Annotated in this window: 14 protein-coding genes and 1 pseudogene; 11 read left to right on the top strand and 4 right to left on the bottom strand. The window is 40.3% G+C overall.

Annotation, left to right across the window (positions count from 1 at the left end):
* Window positions 1-120: 120 nt before the first annotated feature.
* From ACFX4X_RS15570 to ACFX4X_RS15580, 3 genes are all read right to left on the bottom strand, one after another.
* Complete coding sequence (locus ACFX4X_RS15570) at window positions 121-348, bottom strand: hydrolase (RefSeq protein ID WP_377384712.1); 228 nt, start codon at window positions 346-348, stop codon at window positions 121-123.
* A 438-nt stretch (window positions 349-786) separates the two neighbouring features.
* Entirely contained in the window at window positions 787-1,629 is an 843-nt protein-coding gene (mleCBF, locus tag ACFX4X_RS15575; RefSeq protein ID WP_377384641.1) for a CBF family alpha/beta fold macrolide esterase, read from the bottom strand.
* A 306-nt stretch (window positions 1,630-1,935) separates the two neighbouring features.
* Entirely contained in the window at window positions 1,936-2,712 is a 777-nt protein-coding gene (locus tag ACFX4X_RS15580; protein WP_377384643.1) for a 3-hydroxybutyrate dehydrogenase, read from the bottom strand.
* 256 nt (window positions 2,713-2,968) lie between these two features.
* Here ACFX4X_RS15580 and ACFX4X_RS15585 point away from each other — a divergent pair, with 256 nt between their 5' ends.
* The 10 genes from ACFX4X_RS15585 (at window position 2,969) to ACFX4X_RS15630 (ending at window position 14,964) form a co-directional block, all read left to right on the top strand.
* Entirely contained in the window at window positions 2,969-3,916 is a 948-nt protein-coding gene (locus tag ACFX4X_RS15585) for a 3-hydroxyacyl-CoA dehydrogenase family protein (RefSeq protein WP_377384645.1), read from the top strand.
* Window positions 3,913-5,088: an acetyl-CoA C-acetyltransferase gene (locus ACFX4X_RS15590; protein ID WP_377384647.1), complete on the top strand. Its 1,176-nt coding sequence runs from the start codon at window positions 3,913-3,915 to the stop codon at window positions 5,086-5,088. The genes ACFX4X_RS15585 and ACFX4X_RS15590 overlap by 4 nt, the downstream gene beginning before the upstream one ends.
* A 64-nt stretch (window positions 5,089-5,152) precedes the next feature.
* On the top strand, window positions 5,153-6,823 hold the full coding sequence (locus tag ACFX4X_RS15595; RefSeq protein WP_377384649.1) for a sigma-54 interaction domain-containing protein: 1,671 nt from the start codon (window positions 5,153-5,155) through the stop codon (window positions 6,821-6,823).
* A 749-nt stretch (window positions 6,824-7,572) separates the two neighbouring features.
* Window positions 7,573-8,958 (top strand): GntP family permease, encoded by a 1,386-nt coding sequence (locus ACFX4X_RS15600; RefSeq protein WP_061464624.1) that lies wholly within the window; start codon window positions 7,573-7,575, stop codon window positions 8,956-8,958.
* A gap of 32 nt (window positions 8,959-8,990) precedes the next feature.
* Window positions 8,991-9,686 (top strand): CoA transferase subunit A, encoded by a 696-nt coding sequence (locus ACFX4X_RS15605; protein ID WP_034309718.1) that lies wholly within the window; start codon window positions 8,991-8,993, stop codon window positions 9,684-9,686.
* Window positions 9,687-9,703: 17 nt separating this feature from the next.
* Entirely contained in the window at window positions 9,704-10,351 is a 648-nt protein-coding gene (locus tag ACFX4X_RS15610) for a 3-oxoacid CoA-transferase subunit B (RefSeq protein WP_377384651.1), read from the top strand.
* Window positions 10,352-10,944: 593 nt separating this feature from the next.
* Entirely contained in the window at window positions 10,945-11,835 is an 891-nt protein-coding gene (locus ACFX4X_RS15615) for a M15 family metallopeptidase (protein ID WP_377384714.1), read from the top strand.
* A gap of 735 nt (window positions 11,836-12,570) precedes the next feature.
* Entirely contained in the window at window positions 12,571-13,512 is a 942-nt protein-coding gene (locus tag ACFX4X_RS15620) for a S8 family peptidase (protein WP_377384653.1), read from the top strand.
* Window positions 13,513-13,523: 11 nt separating this feature from the next.
* On the top strand, window positions 13,524-14,390 hold the full coding sequence (locus ACFX4X_RS15625; protein WP_317778875.1) for an SAR2788 family putative toxin: 867 nt from the start codon (window positions 13,524-13,526) through the stop codon (window positions 14,388-14,390).
* A 16-nt stretch (window positions 14,391-14,406) separates the two neighbouring features.
* A complete protein-coding gene (locus tag ACFX4X_RS15630; protein WP_317778876.1) occupies window positions 14,407-14,964 on the top strand; it encodes a hypothetical protein in 558 nt (185 codons plus the stop codon).
* A gap of 246 nt (window positions 14,965-15,210) precedes the next feature.
* Here the strand turns inward: ACFX4X_RS15630 and ACFX4X_RS15635 are convergent.
* A pseudogene (locus ACFX4X_RS15635) lies at window positions 15,211-15,722 on the bottom strand (GNAT family N-acetyltransferase).
* Between the two features lie 171 nt (window positions 15,723-15,893).
* On the opposite strand from ACFX4X_RS15635, the gene ACFX4X_RS15640 reads away from it, so the two are divergent.
* Window positions 15,894-17,375 (top strand): sigma-54 interaction domain-containing protein, encoded by a 1,482-nt coding sequence (locus tag ACFX4X_RS15640; RefSeq protein ID WP_377384655.1) that lies wholly within the window; start codon window positions 15,894-15,896, stop codon window positions 17,373-17,375.
* Window positions 17,376-17,505 lie beyond the last annotated feature (130 nt).

The raw sequence follows: 17,505 nt of genomic DNA on the forward strand, positions 1-17,505 counted from the left end.
AGCGAGCATCTGGAGGGGAAATCAACCACAACTCACTACCTGGTAAATAGCAACAAAGTATGTGAAAACAGCCTTAATAAAAGAAGATCCTTCAAAAATGAAGGATCCCCCTAAATATCATTACTCGATGCGAAGGGCTTGGATGTCTCGGCAGTCAACTATAAGGATAGTACCGGGTTCTCCCTCTTCGTCTCTGAATCGGGCACAACAAGTATTTTTGTCAAAGGCAAGGAAGATAACATCTTCAAGAACTGTGCCTCCAGATAAAAAAACGTCTACTTCTGTACTAGGACGCAAACGGCGTAAAGTATTACATACACATCCATTGCATCTTTTTCTTTTTTTTATGGAACTAAAGGGGAAGGTTAATTGAACAAGGTGCTTAAAAAGCTTACAGGATTTCAATTTGTAACAAATACCTCAGTTTTTATTCTTTTAAAGGTTTCATTAAAGTTGAATAGAATCATTAATGTGGATAAATAACATTGAGGGGTTTATCTAATACAGGTACATCTTCTTGAGTATACCGAACATCCATATAAAACTTATTAGATTTTTAAACAGTGCCACGCATTTGAATTAACTTATGGGCGCGCTAATAACCACTTTTCTTTGATTTTTAAGTAAAGGGAGCCCAATTTCTAGAAACTGGGCTTTTATTAGGGATATCGATAACGTGGTAAACCCACATTTTCCTTTAACCCTACTAGGATTATTCATTTTCCAAATTTGTAAGTATAAAAAGGCAGCCACCTTACATAATGGCTAATTTTGCAACTTATTAATTTATCGCGAAGTAAGCTTTATAACTGAATCGATAATTTCATCCCAGTCTTCACTATGAATCTCATGTCCTGATCCATCAAGGGTCACTAATTCAGCATGAGGGATGGCTTTTGCAAGAGCAAGCCCGTGCTCGTACGGCAAGGCTGGATCTTCTGTGCCATGAATGATGAGGGCAGGTACGGATATCTGACCCATTCTATCAAAATATTCATCTCCGCCAGCAAGGATGGCATGATTAAATCTGCTTGGTAGCTGTTTGGCGCGGTCCGCCTCTCTTTTTGCCAGTTTATACATTCTTTCCTGCTCATAAGGTTTGGAACCGGCTAAAGTTTTCCATCCATCTGCAAGAAAAGCGATAGCCGCCTCCCGATTTGACCAATCCATGGAAGCACTCTTTGCATGGTGATCCAATATGCTCTGGTCCATTGGAGGCAGTTTTTCCATTACAGTCCCGAACACACTTGATGCAATTAACGTAAGCGTGTTTACGCGTTCCGGATATCTCAAGGCAAGAATCTGGCCGATCATACCGCCTAGCGACATTCCGACGATAGAAGCCCGCTCTATGGAATAAGCATCCAGGACACCCGTGGCATCGTCAGCCATGTCCGTTATTGTATAGTTGGAGGTACCCGGTTCATAAATGACCGATCGTCCGAGATCCCGATGATCGTACCGAATGACAAACCTCCCCGAATCAGCGAGGCGGTGACAGAAGTCCTCATCCCACCAGTCTAATGAAGACATTGCCCCCATGATCAAAAGCACAGCAGGGTCCTTTGGGTTTCCAAAACTTTCTGTACATATATCCACGTTATTTATTTTCAGTATCTGTTCACTCATGTTCTTTACCTCCGTATTAAATATTATCTAATAGCCGTTACTATGGCGAAGATCAATAAATACTTCCCGGAGCATATGATTGGCCTGCCCCTTAATTATCGCAGTCTAACCCACTTAATAATCATGACAAGGCCTCCTTTTGTATTTGTAAAATGGGAAATATCCCTATATTACTGTAACATGTGCGAATTCTTTATACCACCAAATTTTTCCACAATTCCATGAAGACAGAAAAGCCCGAATAAAGAGCACCTTTTTGGTGTCGTTTTATTCGGGCTATATTTCGTTTGTAGATGCATTTTCCACTTATTGTGCTATATATCCGCCATCTAACACGACTGCTTGGCCTGTAATGCCCCGTGCTTTGTCGCTTGCGAGGAAAATGGCGTAGTCGGCAATTTCACTTACATCAAGTAAGCGGTTTTGCGGGACAAGCGGATAGATGACCTCTTCCAAAACGCTTTCTAATGGTACTTGTCTTGTTTTCGCCAGATCCTCCAGTTGACCGCGGACGAGTGGTGTGTCTACGTATCCCGGGCAAAGGGCATTGACGGTTATGCCAAAAGAGGCGCTTTCCAAGGCGGCGACTTTCGTTAATCCGATTACACCGTGTTTGGCACTATTGTATGCTGCTTTGTTGGCAAATCCAATCAGACCGTTAATGGAAGAGATGTTGATGATTCTGCCGAAGCCTTGTTCTTTCATGATCGGCAAAACGTTCTTAATTGAAATGAATGGTGCGGTCAGCATGATTTTGATCATCAGTTCGAATTTTTCAGTTGGAAACTCTTCAATTGGTGCAACATGCTGAAGGCCGGCGTTATTGATGAAAATGTCTATTCGTCCGTATTTGTCTTTAGCTTGTTTGATTAGCTGGATAATATCTTCTTCACTTGTTACGTCTGCCTTTAGGCCGATAACTTCCAAGCCTTTGTTCCTTAGGTCTAAAGCAGCTTTTTCAACTGTGTTTTGATCAAGGTCAGACAAAACGACCTTTGCGCCATTTTCAGCAAATATCTTTCCAATCTCAAAGCCGATTCCTCTAGCAGATCCGGTAATTATCGCCACTTTATCTTTAACCATTTTACATTCCTCCAATAAAAAATGTAATGGTCCAGGTCTGTCATTTTATATAGTAAGCAGGGAATATTTCACAAGGTAAGCTCAATCGGAAATATAAAGGGAAGGTTATAAAAATATGGTTTAGGTTAATGAGTAAGAGTCTATCATGATTTTCTGGATAAAAAAAGAATTTTATTTCCCCTTATCGTTGGCATAAATATTGCATATATAAAAAGGTGAGTAAATACAGGTAATTGAAACGGAAAGGGGAAGCTGGATGATTAAAAAAGTTGCCATTATCGGTTCAGGTGTAATGGGAAGCGGGATCGCACAGTCATTTGCAGTTAGCGGGTATTTCGTGACCATTAACGATATAAAGGATGAGTTGCTATATCATGCCCAAAATCAAATTTCTGAGAATCTATCACTGCTCATTGAGGAAGGGGTTTTGACTGATGAGGAAAAGCAAGCCGCTTTAGCGAATATTACATACAGTGTAGATTTGAAAGGGGCAGTAAGGGATGCTGATTTTATCATTGAGGCCATTCCGGAAGTCATCGAGCTGAAGTTAAATCTATATGAGCAAATGGAGGAAATGATCAAACCGGATGCCATTGTTGCTTCAAATACATCGACCTTTCCGATTTCTCAATTGATGGGGAAGGCCTCATTTGCGGACAGAATGGTCATCACGCATTTCTTTAATCCTGGCCATTTGGTTCCATTGGTTGAAATTGTTCAGCATGACGAAACAAAGCCGGAAATCGTCAAGGCAACAATGGATTTAATGCGTAAAATCGGCAAGTCTCCGATTCTCTTGAAAAAAGAAATAGCAGGATTCATTGCCAATCGTCTCCAGACTGCCTTGATGCGGGAAGCCTTTTATCTATTAAAAGAGGGCGTTGCCGATGCTGAAGATATCGATACAGCGATAACGGCTGGACCAGGTTTTCGATGGGCATTTACTGGGCCGATCGAGATTGCTGATTTTGGCGGACTGGATACATGGCAGCGCGTTTTCGATAATGTTTCACCAGTATTGGATCAGAGTAAGGAAGCCCCTGATATGATTCGTGATTTGGTTGCTAAGGGAAAGCTTGGGACGAAGTCGGGAGAAGGGATTTTTACGTATGAAGAATCTACTGTTTCCCAGAAAATCAATGAGAGGGACCGTCATTTTATTAAACTGGGAAAATTAAAAATGGAGAAGGAGGAAGTATTATGAGAGAAGTAGTGATTGTAGGGGCAGCAAGAACACCAGTTGGTGCGTTTGGTGGCAGTCTTGCCAATGTTTCAGCGGTTGAATTGGGAGTTGTTGCAGCTAAGGAAGCGATTAAGCGGGCAAATATCTCGGCTGACATGATCGATGAGGTATTGGTAGGGAATATTCTATCTGCTGGATTAGGGCAAAATGTGGCACGTCAGGTTGCGATTCATGCAGGGATTCCGGAAACAACGCCGGCCATGGCCATTAATAAGCTTTGCGGATCTGGCCTCCGTACGGTAATAATGGGAGCACAATTCATTGCCCTTGGTGATGCTGATGTGATTCTCGCCGGGGGGATTGAAAGCATGAGCAATGCTCCGTATTTACTTCCAAATTATCGTTTTGGACAGAAAATGGGTAATGCCGAAGCAGTCGATTCCATGACATATGACGCCTTAACGGATGTTTTTAATCAATATCATATGGGCGTGACTGCGGAGAATATCGCCGAGCAGTGGGAAATCAGCCGTGAAAAGCAGGACGAATTTGCTTTAGAGAGCCAAAGAAAGGCTGAAAAGGCACAGCTTGAAGGACGATTTGCAGATGAAATTGTACCTGTTGAATATAAACGCAGAGGAAAGACGATCTTGGTGGACCAAGATGAACACCCGCGTCATGGGCTGACGATTGACCAGCTAGCGAAGCTGCGTCCTGCCTTTAAGGAAAATGGAACGGTTACGGCAGGAAATGCATCCGGAATCAATGATGGGGGTGCGATGTTAGTCCTAATGTCTAAGGAAAAAGCGGACGAGCTAGGACTGGAAACGTTAGCAACAATTAAGTCATATGCAAACGCTGCGCTTGATCCGAAAATCATGGGTTACGGTCCAGTGCCTGCGACAAGAAAAGCTTTGGCAAAAGCTGGATTGACAATAGATGATATTGATTTGATGGAAGTGAACGAGGCCTTTGCGGCACAGTCACTCGCTGTGCTTAAGGACCTTGAACTGAAACCGGAGAAAGTGAATGTAAATGGCGGGGCGATTGCTCTGGGTCATCCTGTAGGTGCTTCCGGTGCCCGGATTTTAGTGACTTTATTGTATGAAATGAAACTTAGGGATGCAAAAACAGGCCTTGCTACCTTATGTATCGGTGGCGGACAGGGAACTGCGCTGATTGTGGAACGGTAATGACTTGGCCCCATTTTCCTATGATATAATGGAGGAAACTTCAGACGGGTTAAGGAGAATAGGAATGGTCAGCGATAATAAAACTGTTCAATTCGAATTAGTGAAAGCGATATTGGAAGAATTGCCTTTTGGTGTTTTGGTAATGAAAAACGAAACAGAAATCGTTCTCTGCAATCGCGTATTATCCGAGGCTTTTGCGGAGAATCAATTTGATCTGCAAATAAATTTGATTTTAGAAAAAAACCTTGTACCAGCCGTAAATACTCCGATTCGTTTGAACGGTAATAATGGGATTATCAGAAAAGCAATCGTTCAAATGGGTGATGAGGAATATCAGATTTATCTCCTATTGTTTACAAATAATAAAAGTGATTTTCTTAATGTCGATAATCATGAAGAACTGCTGTTTAAGGATATTATCGAATTTGCCTATGACGGCTTGGTGATGGTCGATACGGAAGGGTATGTCCAAATGCTGAGCCACGCTTATGCGGATTTTCTTGGCGTCGAACAGGAAAGCTCAATAGGGAAACATGTAACGGAGGTCATTGAAAACACCCGTATGCATGTGGTCGCCAAAACCGGCAAGCAAGAGGTCGCTGAATTACAGAAAATTAAAGATAATTATATAATTGCGACCCGCTCCCCGATAAGGAAACAAGGGAAATTGATAGGGGCGGTCGGTAAGATTCTTTTTAAGAATGTCGGGCAATTTACCGCTCTTTCCAAACGGATAAATTCACTAGAAGTTGAGCTGAAAAAGTACAAAGGCGATTTTCGCGAGAGGAATAAGGCCTCATATACGTTTGATCATCTGATGGGGAGAAGTCCTGCTTTCATGGAAGTAAAAGGTCAAGCCAAAATTGCCGCTAAAAGCGACTCAAATGTGTTGATCTTGGGTGAAAGCGGAACAGGTAAGGAGCTGTTTGCCCATTCCATTCATAATGACAGCAGAAGGGCCATGGGTGTATTTGTAAAAGTGAACTGTGCGGCCATCCCGGCAGAGCTGCTGGAGTCAGAACTATTCGGCTATGAAGAGGGTTCTTTCACTGGTGCAAAAAAAGGCGGAAAAGCAGGTAAGTTCGAAGCGGCTGAAGGCGGAACGATTTTTCTCGATGAAATCGGTGAGCTGCCACTGCATATGCAGGTGAAGCTGCTCCGTGTTTTACAAGAAAAAGAGATTGAGAGGGTCGGTTCGACGGGAAGCATTCCGATTGATGTACGGGTAATCGCTGCAACAAACCGTAATCTGGAGGAAATGGTCTCGAAAGGGGAATTCCGACTTGATATGTATTACCGGCTGAAGGTCTTACAAATCCAGGTTCCTTCCTTGAGGGAGCGACCAGAGGACATTGAAATACTGGTAAATCATTTTGTTGAAAAGTACCAGAACCTCATGAAAAAACGCGTAACGGGGATGAGTGATCAAGCATTACGGCTGCTTCGCCTTTATAAATGGCCGGGTAATATTCGTGAGCTGGAGAATATCATTGAACGTGCAATGAATATTGTTGAAGAAGGGGAAATGATACGTTCCAAGCAACTCCCTAAAGAAATAACGGGTCATAAAGAGTCAGTTTCAATCCGCACTTTAGCTGAAGTGATGGATGAAACCGAACGGGCTGCAATCGTTTCATGTTTGGAAATGACTTCTGGTAATAAATCAGAAACGGCAAAGAGACTCGGTGTAAGCCGAACAACACTGTATGAAAAAATGAATAAATTTGGTTTATGACTGTTGAAAAGTATCCTTTTGCCAAAGGATACTATCTAAATTTTTAATAAAGTAGATTGGAACGAGTGTGCGAGACTCCTGCGGGAAAGCAAGTGCCTTACGTTCCACGTAACGTTCAATTTATACAAACCCTAAAATAACCGTAGACAAACTCAAGTATTATCGAGTTTATCTACAATCTGAAGTGCCCTTTAGCCAAAGGGCACTTTTTAATACTTTTTAACCACCTCTTAAGAATAGACACACATTTGTGACTATTTTACTCTAGTGATATGTGAGTGTGTCAAGAAATCCGTACATAAAATGAGAGGAAATTTAAATGTTGTAAGAAAAGGCTTACACTTTTTTGAAGTTTATACTTATGTGTATTGAAACCTTGACAGTTTTAACGGATTTAAGCTTTTAAAAGGGAAATAAAATGTTTGAAAAGGCTTTAAAAGTTGAGGTTTTTCCATTTAATTTAAGTGGCACAAGAATTGCTTGATTACTTTAGTGAATGGCCTATCTGTCATTTTATATGGTGTTACCACGTAAAATGAAAAGGGATTTAGTAATTCAACAGATTGTTGAAAGCGTTCTCAATAATTGGGAAGCACTTAGTAAGATCATTCAGCTTGACTTGGGGAAGGCAGGCTTGGATGGTAAAAGCGGAAAAATTAAAAATGTGGAATTTAGGAGATTAATGTTTCTACTAATAGGCTTCCGAAATAATTTTGGGGCAAGGGGAGAAAAGAAAAGGGGGAATAGTATTGGTGATTCAAATTTTAGCCATCGTTGTGGCGCTGGGACTTTTAATCTTTTTAGCCTACCGGGGCTATCCGGTCATTATCATAGCGCCGCTTGTTACGTTATTGGCGGTCATTTTATCTGGTGGTCATTTGCTGCCGAGTTATACAGAGACATATATGACGTTTGCTGCTAACTATATAAAAGCGTTTTTTCCGATATTTTTACTAGGGGCGGTATTTGGAAAAGTCATGGAAATGAGCGGTGCAGCAGCATCCATTGCCAAGACCATCGTAAAATCACTAGGCTCAAAGCAGGCCATTCTTGCTGTAGTGCTGGCCTGTTCGGCGCTTACATATGGCGGGGTTTCACTGTTTGTAGTGGCATTCGCCGTTTATCCATTTGCAGCGGCAATTTTTAAAGAAGCAGACATTCCAAAGAGATTATTGCCAGGAACGATAGCATTAGGCGCTTTCACTTATACGATGGATGCTCTTCCTGGAACACCTCAGATTCAAAATATCATTCCAACGAATTATTTCGGAACAGATACCTATGCTGCTCCGTTAATGGGGATTATTGGCGCGATCATGGTATTCACTGGAGGAATGCTCTGGTTAGAACGTCGCCGCAGGCAAGCGGTGGCAAATGGTGAAGGCTACGGGGAAGGACATATTAATGAACCAGAAAGTGCAGAACAGCAAAACCTGCCTAACTTTTGGCTGTCCATCGTACCGCTCATCCTTGTCGTCGCGTTTAATTTTGCCTTCAGCCGCAGTGCCATTTCGGTTAAGCACTGGTATGATGCATCGATGCTGAAGGAAACTTTCAACATTGCCGATGTAAGCACAGTCACTTCATCCTGGTCTTTGATTGTTGCATTGACAATCGGTATTATTGCAGCGATGCTTCTGAATGTTGGACGTATCAAGGTCAAATTGGCAAGTGGATTAACAGCTGCGGCAATGGGGTCATTGCTTGCCATATTCAATACTGCATCTGAAGTTGGTTTTGGGAATGTGGTGAAAACACTTCCTGGATTCTCGGTCATTCAAAACTGGGTGTTCGATGCAAGCGGTAATCCGCTCGTATCTGAAGCAATCGCCGTCAATGTGCTGGCGGGGATTACCGGATCTGCATCCGGTGGACTTTCGATTGCGTTAGAAGTAATGGGAAGTCACTATTTGCAGGTGGCCCAAAGTGTCGGAATCACCCCGGAAATGCTTCATCGAATTGCATCGATGGCATCTGGCGGGATGGATACGCTGCCGCATAATGGTGCCGTCATTACCTTGCTTGCTATTACTGGACTGACACATCGTCAATCTTACAAGGATATCTTTGCGATTACGGTTTTGAAAACAGTGACCGTGTTCATCATAGCTTTTGCAACTTCACTGTTTATTTAATAGAATAGTATTAAGAATGGAGATGATGGAAAATGAGTAAATTATTAACATCTTTTGATAGCGCTATTCAACAAATCGAGGATGGAGCAACCATTATCGTTGGCGGGTTCGGATTAAGCGGAATACCAGAAAAACTAATCATTGCTTTGCGTAACAAAGGTGTAAAGGATTTGACGATTGTCAGCAACAATTGTGGAGTCGACGATTGGGGGCTGGGTCTTTTGCTTGAAAATAAACAAATCAAAAAAATGATCGCTTCTTATGTAGGGGAAAATAAGTTATTTGAACAGCAATTCTTAAGTGGCGAACTGGAGGTCGAGCTAGTTCCCCAAGGAACGCTGGCCGAGCGCTTAAGAGCGGGCGGAGCGGGAATTCCTGCCTTTTATACAGCTACAGGAGTAGGAACGGAAGTCGCAAAAGGTAAAGAACATAAAGAGTTTGATGGCCGCACATACATTATGGAAAAAGGAATAGTCGGAGATTTTGCCTTTGTAAAAGCCTGGAAAGCAGATCATTTCGGTAATCTTGTATATCGGAAAACGGCAAGGAATTTTAACCCTGTCGTTGCCACAGCAGGGAAAGTCACGCTTGTCGAAGTGGAGGAGCTCGTGGGCACTGGAGAGCTCGATCCGGATGAAATTCATACTTCAGGGGTTTATGTACAGAAAGTGCTTGTAGGAAATGACTATGAAAAACGAATTGAAAGACTTACAACCGCTAACGCATAAAAAGGAGGAGTATTCGAATGACTAGACAACTGATTTTAGAACGGGCCGTTAAAGAAATCCAAGATGGTATGTGTGTGAATTTAGGGATTGGAATGCCGACCTTGATTGCCAACATGATTCCAAATGACTTTAATGTTATGCTTCAATCGGAAAATGGCTTACTGGGAATCGGGCCTTATCCGCAAAAGGATGAAGTCGATCCGGACTTGATTAATGCTGGAAAAGAAACAGTGACGGCAAAATCAGGGGCATCATTTTTTGATAGCGCTGAATCGTTCGCGATGATCCGCGGCGGCCACATCGACCTAGCCATTTTAGGCGGGATGGAAGTTTCCGGGAATGGGGACTTGGCAAACTGGATGATTCCAGGGAAGATGGTAAAAGGAATGGGCGGAGCGATGGACCTCGTCCAAGGCGCAAAACGAATTGTTGTCATTATGGACCATGTGAACAAGCATGGGGAATCCAAAGTGAAAAAGAATTGTACATTGCCATTGACAGGAGAAAAGGTCGTCCATTGCCTGATTACCGAACTGGCTGTTTTTCAATTTACAGAAGCTGGCATGGAATTGATTGAATTGCAAAATGGCATCACACTTGATGAAGTGAAAAGTAAAACAGAGGCTGACTTTACAATAAGCCCCTCTATTGAAATTAGAGCATAAGTTAAAGAGATTAATAAAATAATTCATTATTAGGCTACTTTCATTCGCAAACGGGCGAACGGAAGCAGTCTATTTTTTTGTGGTATTTTAGGGGGAATTCCCTTTCTATAGTGAGGAAACAACAGGCGGCGAAAGGGTATCTGAATTTTTAAAATAAAGTTGATTGGAACAGAAGGTACGAGACTCCTGCGGGAAAAGCGCTTCCAAGGGAGACCCCGCGTTAGGGCCGCCCGCGGAAAGAGAGTGCCCTACGTTCCAATCAACATTCATATTTTAACAAACCCTCAAAAAAAAACATTCACAGGTTTTATTACTTTTTATATGGATGAAATCATTATTAGCTTGAAGTAATTTGCGACAAATCCTGCCGAATAAATGGCTAGCCGAGACCCCACAGACGCTTGTCAGACAGTCGGCGGAAAGGGAGCGGATTTCTGAAATCAGCTGGAACGTTTGTTAAATAACATATCACTTCCATTCTCTAATAAATGAGAACAAAATTTCCCAACCATGCTACTTTTCCATTAAAAAGGCTTATATAAAGTCTGAAAGGGAACGGCTTACGGAACTTAATAGGGGGGATTACATTGACGGTGGCATTACGAACGTTATTGGATCGATCAGTGAAAAAGATGGGCAAAGGGATGAATCCTGTTGTGAAGGCTTCAGCATTGGAAATGATTGAACGTGCTTATAATGAAGGGATTTATGTACAGATAAGTGCGGGTTATCGTTCTTTGGAAGAACAAGCTTCGCTTTACGGTCAAGGACGGGTTTATATTTACAATGGAAAAAACTATAGTAATCTAGCTAAGCCCATTGTGACAAACGCTAAGCCAGGCCAATCCTATCATAATTATGGACTGGCTATTGATTTCTTCATTGTGAGTGATGATAGCAAGAAAGCGATATGGACAGTGAACTCAAAATGGCAGCGTGTGGCTGCCATAGGTAAAGAGTTAGGATTTATCTGGGGCGGGGATTGGACTTCATTCAAGGATTATCCCCACTTGGAGATGACGGGCGGGTTATCCTATAAACAGTTACAAGCAGGAAAAAAACCTCATATTACTTCTCCAAAGACCAGCAAAGGTGATGGCCATATAATTTCCATACAAAAAACGATAAATAGCCGATATAAAACGTCTATTGCCGTGGATGGCGTTTATGGTCCCAAAACCCGCTCGGCCCTTATAAAAGGTTTACAAGCGGAACTGAATAAGCAATTCAATAAAAAGCTAGTTGTCGATGGGAAATGGGGACCTAAAACCAAGACTGCGGTCGTCACTATAAAAAAAGGCGCTGGCTGCAATATCACATGGATCCTGCAAGCAGCACTTTATCTGGAAGGATTTAACCCCGGTCCCCTTGATGCAATATTCGGGGAAAATACCGAGATGGCATTATATAAATACCAAAAGGCAAAAAAGATTACTGCAGATAAGCAAGCAGGTAAAGAAACATGGAATGGATTGTTTGCTTGATAGCGAATGAGAACAGTATTGTGTAAATTTTGTATGAATGAAAAGATGGTAGAAGTCTATTGTTTATTCGAGAGATTTTTTTAGTTTTCCTTTAAATATTAATTTAATTTTTGAGCAAATAAAAGAGACTACTTATTGTGGCCCAAACCGTAAAAAAACATGGTCTGAACCTTAGAGTGGGATCTGAACTTTTTCTTAATATAGGTGATTCTCACTTTTTTTCGATTGGACATGGGTTTTGCCAAGTTTTCTACTTTCTTGTGATTACTGACAACTAAAGCCTGCAGGGACAATTTGTTTATCCCCGAAGGGTCATCTCAGAGCCATAAGCCGCATTAAATGAAAAGCAATGAGTTTCTTTCGCTCATATTTAGAACTATAATTTACGCCAATATACATTTTGTACCGCAATCCAAAGTCTATTTCTTTAACTCATCACTTTTCCTTTTCGACGGTGTAATTCATATCAAAAAGACCATGTATCCACTAAATAATAATTAGAGAAAAAAATAATATCGATATATAAGTTATAAATTTTTCTATTTGAATGTAGACAACCATTAATATGAGTTAATTTGGCTTTGACTTCAAATACTTCTCAAAGTAATTGCCTATATTATTAATTTTTTTGAAAATTGAAATGTTAATTTTTTCATCAAAAGGTATTTACATCCCATTATATTAGGTCTATTGTATTATTTATTAGATAATTAAAAGGACTTAAGGGGCTGTTTAATGAAAAAAGTTATTCTAATCTTTATTTCATTTGGTATTTTTGTAGGAGTTTTCTATTTTAGTATTTCAAGATATTCCAAGGAAGAACTTGTTCTGCATAAGGTTCAAAAGGATGAGTGGGACAAAAAACAACATATCCCATGGGGGATAAATATAGTAGGTAATTCTAGAAGTGGCGATGTAGATAAAAAAATAAAAGTTGCTATTTTAGATAGTGGGATTAATAAGAATCATAAAGATTTGGAAGGGAAGGTAGTAAAAGAATTTAGTTCTATAGGACCATCTTTCTCTTATGAAGATAATTTAGGGCACGGTACAGCAATTGCAGGTATTATAACAGCGAATGACAACAAATTTGGTGTTATTGGAGTTACACAAAGTGTTGAGGTTTATTCAGCTAAGGTAATTAAAGATGATGGGAAAATTGATAAAAAAGACTTCATTAATGGCCTTGAATGGGCGATCACTCAGAATGTGGACGTAATTAATTTGAGCCTTGGATTTCAATCTGACTTTCCAGAATTAAGAAGCTTAATAGCTGATGCCTTAAATAAGGGAGTTATCCTCATCGCTGCAAGTGGAAACACTTATGGTTTAAATGCTCAATTCCCTGCTAGATATGATGATGTCATCTCTGTAGGAATGATTAACGAAGAAAAAAAATCTACAAAGTTTTCAGCTATCGGTAAAATTGATTTCGTTGGTCCCGGAGAAAATATTTTGTCTCTTAATAATATTGGTGGATACTCATATAACGAAGGTTCGTCTTATTCAACTGCTTATGTAACAGGAGTAGTTGCGGAATATCTTTCGAGACAAAATCTTACTAAGGATAAGAGTATCCACTTAAAAGTGTATGAATATTTAAAAAAGTCATCCCTAAAGGTGAATGGTGATAAAAATACTGTGGGATATGGTTTGCCCACTATACAAAACATGTAAGGAGATTTTATATGAATAAGAAGAGTTTAAATAAAATTATCATCTTATTAGTATTTTCAATGATTGTTAGCCTACTTCCGGTTAATCACCCAAAAGCAGAAGAGCACTTACTGAAAACTTCTGTAAAAGAGAATGTAATTGGAGAGGCACTAGAAGATGAGTTATCCGAAGAGAACATTTCAGTGGAAAACTTTGAAATAACTACGGATGGACTTGTTTTGGAAACTTCATTAGAAAATGCAGAAGGGCAAACTTCTAAAGTAACTGTCGAAGTAGAACCAGGTGCAGACCATATATCATTATTTACGGAAGAATTAAATGAAACTGGTGATAAGGTCTTAAAGGAATATACAGCAAATATTGAGGATATTAAATACGAAGAGGAAAGTGAAGAATTGGAAGCAATTATTGAAGATGTTGAAACTGGAAAACTTTTCAACTATAATTCTGAAGAAGGCGTACCGTCATTGGTTTTCTTAATACCAATTGGACTCGCTATGTCACCTGCTGTTCTAACTGCTTTGTTTCATACAGGTGCTATGATAATTGTTGGTGGAACAGCCTTTGTAATTGCTACTCAAGCCAAAAAATCCAAGAGTTATTATCATTTTGCTGCAAGTGTTAAAAAGGGTGGAGTATATATTGGTAAGGGCTTATCAAAGTCTCAGGCAGTTGCTAGAATAAAGTCGAAGAATGATACGTGGTCTACTTCTAGTAATCAAGCAAAAGGTGTTGCGTCTTCGGCTAATAAGAATGGAAAACCAATAAATGAGGTTGACAAACTTAATGGTAAACCTAAAAAAGGTTATTACTGGCATTGGCACCCTTATAAGCGAGCTCCGAAAGCTCATGCTTTTTACGGTGGACCCGTCAAATAAACGCAGGGGGTAAACAATGAACAATTACGAAAAGTTATATAAACAATACCTATATAGGCAAGATGAATTATCGTTAACTAAGGAACAAGTCGTTGACCGTATTTTTTCTAAATTTAAAGCCAGAGAATTTTCAAAAAAAGAAGTACTAGATTTAGTCAATGATGACCAATTAGAATACTCTAAGATTTTCACGTGTCTTGTTATAGATGATCCATCGGTGTTAAATAAACTGTTTTCAAACGAAGAAAGACGATACCACAAGGAACAAGTCCTGGATAATCACAAAAATCCGATTAATGAGAAAAAAATAAAAAAAATCGAATGGGATTACAACCATTTACTATTAGATGAACAAGAAGGTAGAAGAATCGATATATTCTTCGAAAGCAAAGATGGCAAATACATTTCGGAGTTTATTGTAAGAGACCAGTGTGAGAAATTGAATGGTTATTTAAATGCGTTGATTGTAGGTTCACTTATTCAAAGGGGCGTCGCAGAGTATCCAACTGACATTTCAGATGAGTATTTTCAATATTACTTAAAAAATTTAGAACAATTTGGATTCTTGAATTAATAATTATCGTGTTTACTTAATTAATAACTCAAGCGTTTTCCAAGAAATCAAACAAAAAAGAGCTAAAAAGATATTTAAATGCCCAGTCTCCCTTATTTATAGAGAGAGTGGGCTTTTGTCACTCTATTGAATGGACTTCTATGTTTGTAATTAAAAATTTTGACAAACTTTTAACTGGTTGAGTTTAATTCAATACAATCCAAATTTCTTTCATTTACTACTATCCTAAGGGTAATGGGGCCATTGTCAGATAAGTTCCAAGCACCAATCATTGCAACGCATAAAGCTCCCTGGAGGGTATTCGAATTCACATTCGGAGGTAAGCTTGAGTCAAGCTTGCGACAAATTGCATTTGACGCTTCATTATGGATTGAGGGGAATGCGTGAATGTACTTGTATTTTCGTTCGGCTTTTATTTTCTCTATCAGTGCCTTCACTGCATGGGAAGCAATCCCTTTTCCCTGAAATGAAGGGAGGACACTCCAACCGATTTCGTACACATTTTCATCGTTCCACACTGTTTGCCAGTAGCCAACGGAACCGGCTGCCTCTGCCTCTGGAAACGAGTTGATGCTAAACATGCATCCCTTCTCCCCAATCTGCAGATACCGTTGATGGCGTTTCAGGATTTGTTCATTACCTTCAGGTCCGCCAAGATATTCCATCATTTCTGGGGCATTTAGTTGAAAAAGTAATTCCAGGTCTTTATCTTCCCACGGTTTAATTTCTATTTTCGTTTCTTTTCTTCGTTCTGAAATCTGAATCACCCCTATATTTTATATTTTCTTATATAACCTTCTTGGCTTAATGCGAGATTCCTTTTTTTGACCTTATTATTCTATTGCCTTTATGTTGAAGTTTTAATCTTATAAGAATAAAGGGATGAATGCTTCCCATTAAATGCTATAATTTACAGGTGATTCTATCAAATGACAGAGAACGGAGATGAAGAAATGAAATCTTCAGTAAATCAGTTTTCCACTCAATTTGAATGGATATTGAATGTGATTAATGTGGGCGTCCATATCGTGAATAAGGATGGGGATACGGTATTCTATAATGAAATGATGGCACATATTGACGGGCTTGATCGTGAACAGGTGCTGGGGGAGAATATTTTTCAGCTTTATCCTTCATTGACTGATGAATCCAGTACGCTGCATGTAGCATTGGAAAAAGGCGATGAAACGATTGAGTCCATTCAAACGTATGTCAATTTAAAGGAGAAAAAAATAACGTCCATCAATAGTACGTATCCTTTATATGAGGATGGTGTAATTATTGGGGCAGTGGAAATCGCAAAGGATATTACGAAGGTCATGAATATGTACGACCAAATTGTCGACTTACGTTCCCAGCTGGCCGAGACCCATAAGAAAAATAAGTTTTCTGAAGGGACGGCGACCTATCATTTTAGTGATTTGATCGGTACTAGCCCTGCTTTTCAGCAAGCCATATCATTGGCGAAAAAAGCGGCCCGTACACATTCCCCAGTCATGATTTATGGACCTACAGGGACAGGGAAAGAGCTGGTCGCGCAAAGTATACATAATGTAAGTGCTCATAGAAATCAGCCTTTCATCGCGCAAAACTGTGCGGCTGTTCCAAAGGAATTGATGGAGGGGCTGCTGTTCGGCACGACGAAAGGGGCTTTTACCGGAGCGATGGATCGCATGGGCATTTTTGAACAGGCAAATGGCGGGACCCTTTTCCTTGATGAGCTGAATAGTCTCGACCTCGGTCTGCAGGCAAAATTGCTGCGGGTGCTTCAGGAAGGCGAGGTGCGCCGTGTTGGGGGTTCGAAGGAGCAAAAGGTTAATGTGAAGATCATTGCTGCGATGAACATTTCTCCAGAAGAGGCGTTGGAGCGGGGAATCATTCGCTCGGATTTATTTTTTCGCCTGAATGTTGTGACGATCCAAATGCCTTCACTTCTGGAGCGTAAAACGGATATTCCGGAAATCGTCAATCACTTTATTCAAAAATTCAACAAATCATTTCTTACGGAAGTGCGCGGGATCAGTCATAAGGCGATGCAGCGGCTTCTTCAATATCCATGGCCCGGGAACATTCGTGAACTGGGACATGCCATCGAGTTAACCTTTAATGTCATGGACGCAGGGGAAGATATGATTGATGAACATCATCTTCCTGCCTATCTTTTTCCTTCTGGAAATTACGCTGCATCAAATGCGCAGAACCATCCTACCCCATTGAAAAATAAGATTGATTTACCTGTCGTTCTTGAAGAAATGGAAAGGGAAATGATCATCAATATGTTTGAGAAATATAACGGGAATATCAGCAAAACGGCTGAAGCCCTCAATATTAAAAGACAGGGACTGCAATATAAGTTAAATAAGTATGGCATTGAAAAAGTTTATTCGGCAGGATCGAAGGAATCGAAATAAATTGAGGTTTTTTGAAAACGCTGTCACTTCCTTAAAGATGATGTACCTTGAAGAGGGCTCTCGTGTGTCGAGGCCCTCATTTTTTGAATTTTCTGCTTAGTGCAAATAATCTGGCTGCAAAAAATTATGC

The organism is Peribacillus sp. YIM B13481, assembly GCF_042787985.1.
GTDB classification, from domain to species: domain Bacteria; phylum Bacillota; class Bacilli; order Bacillales; family DSM-1321; genus Peribacillus; species Peribacillus simplex_A.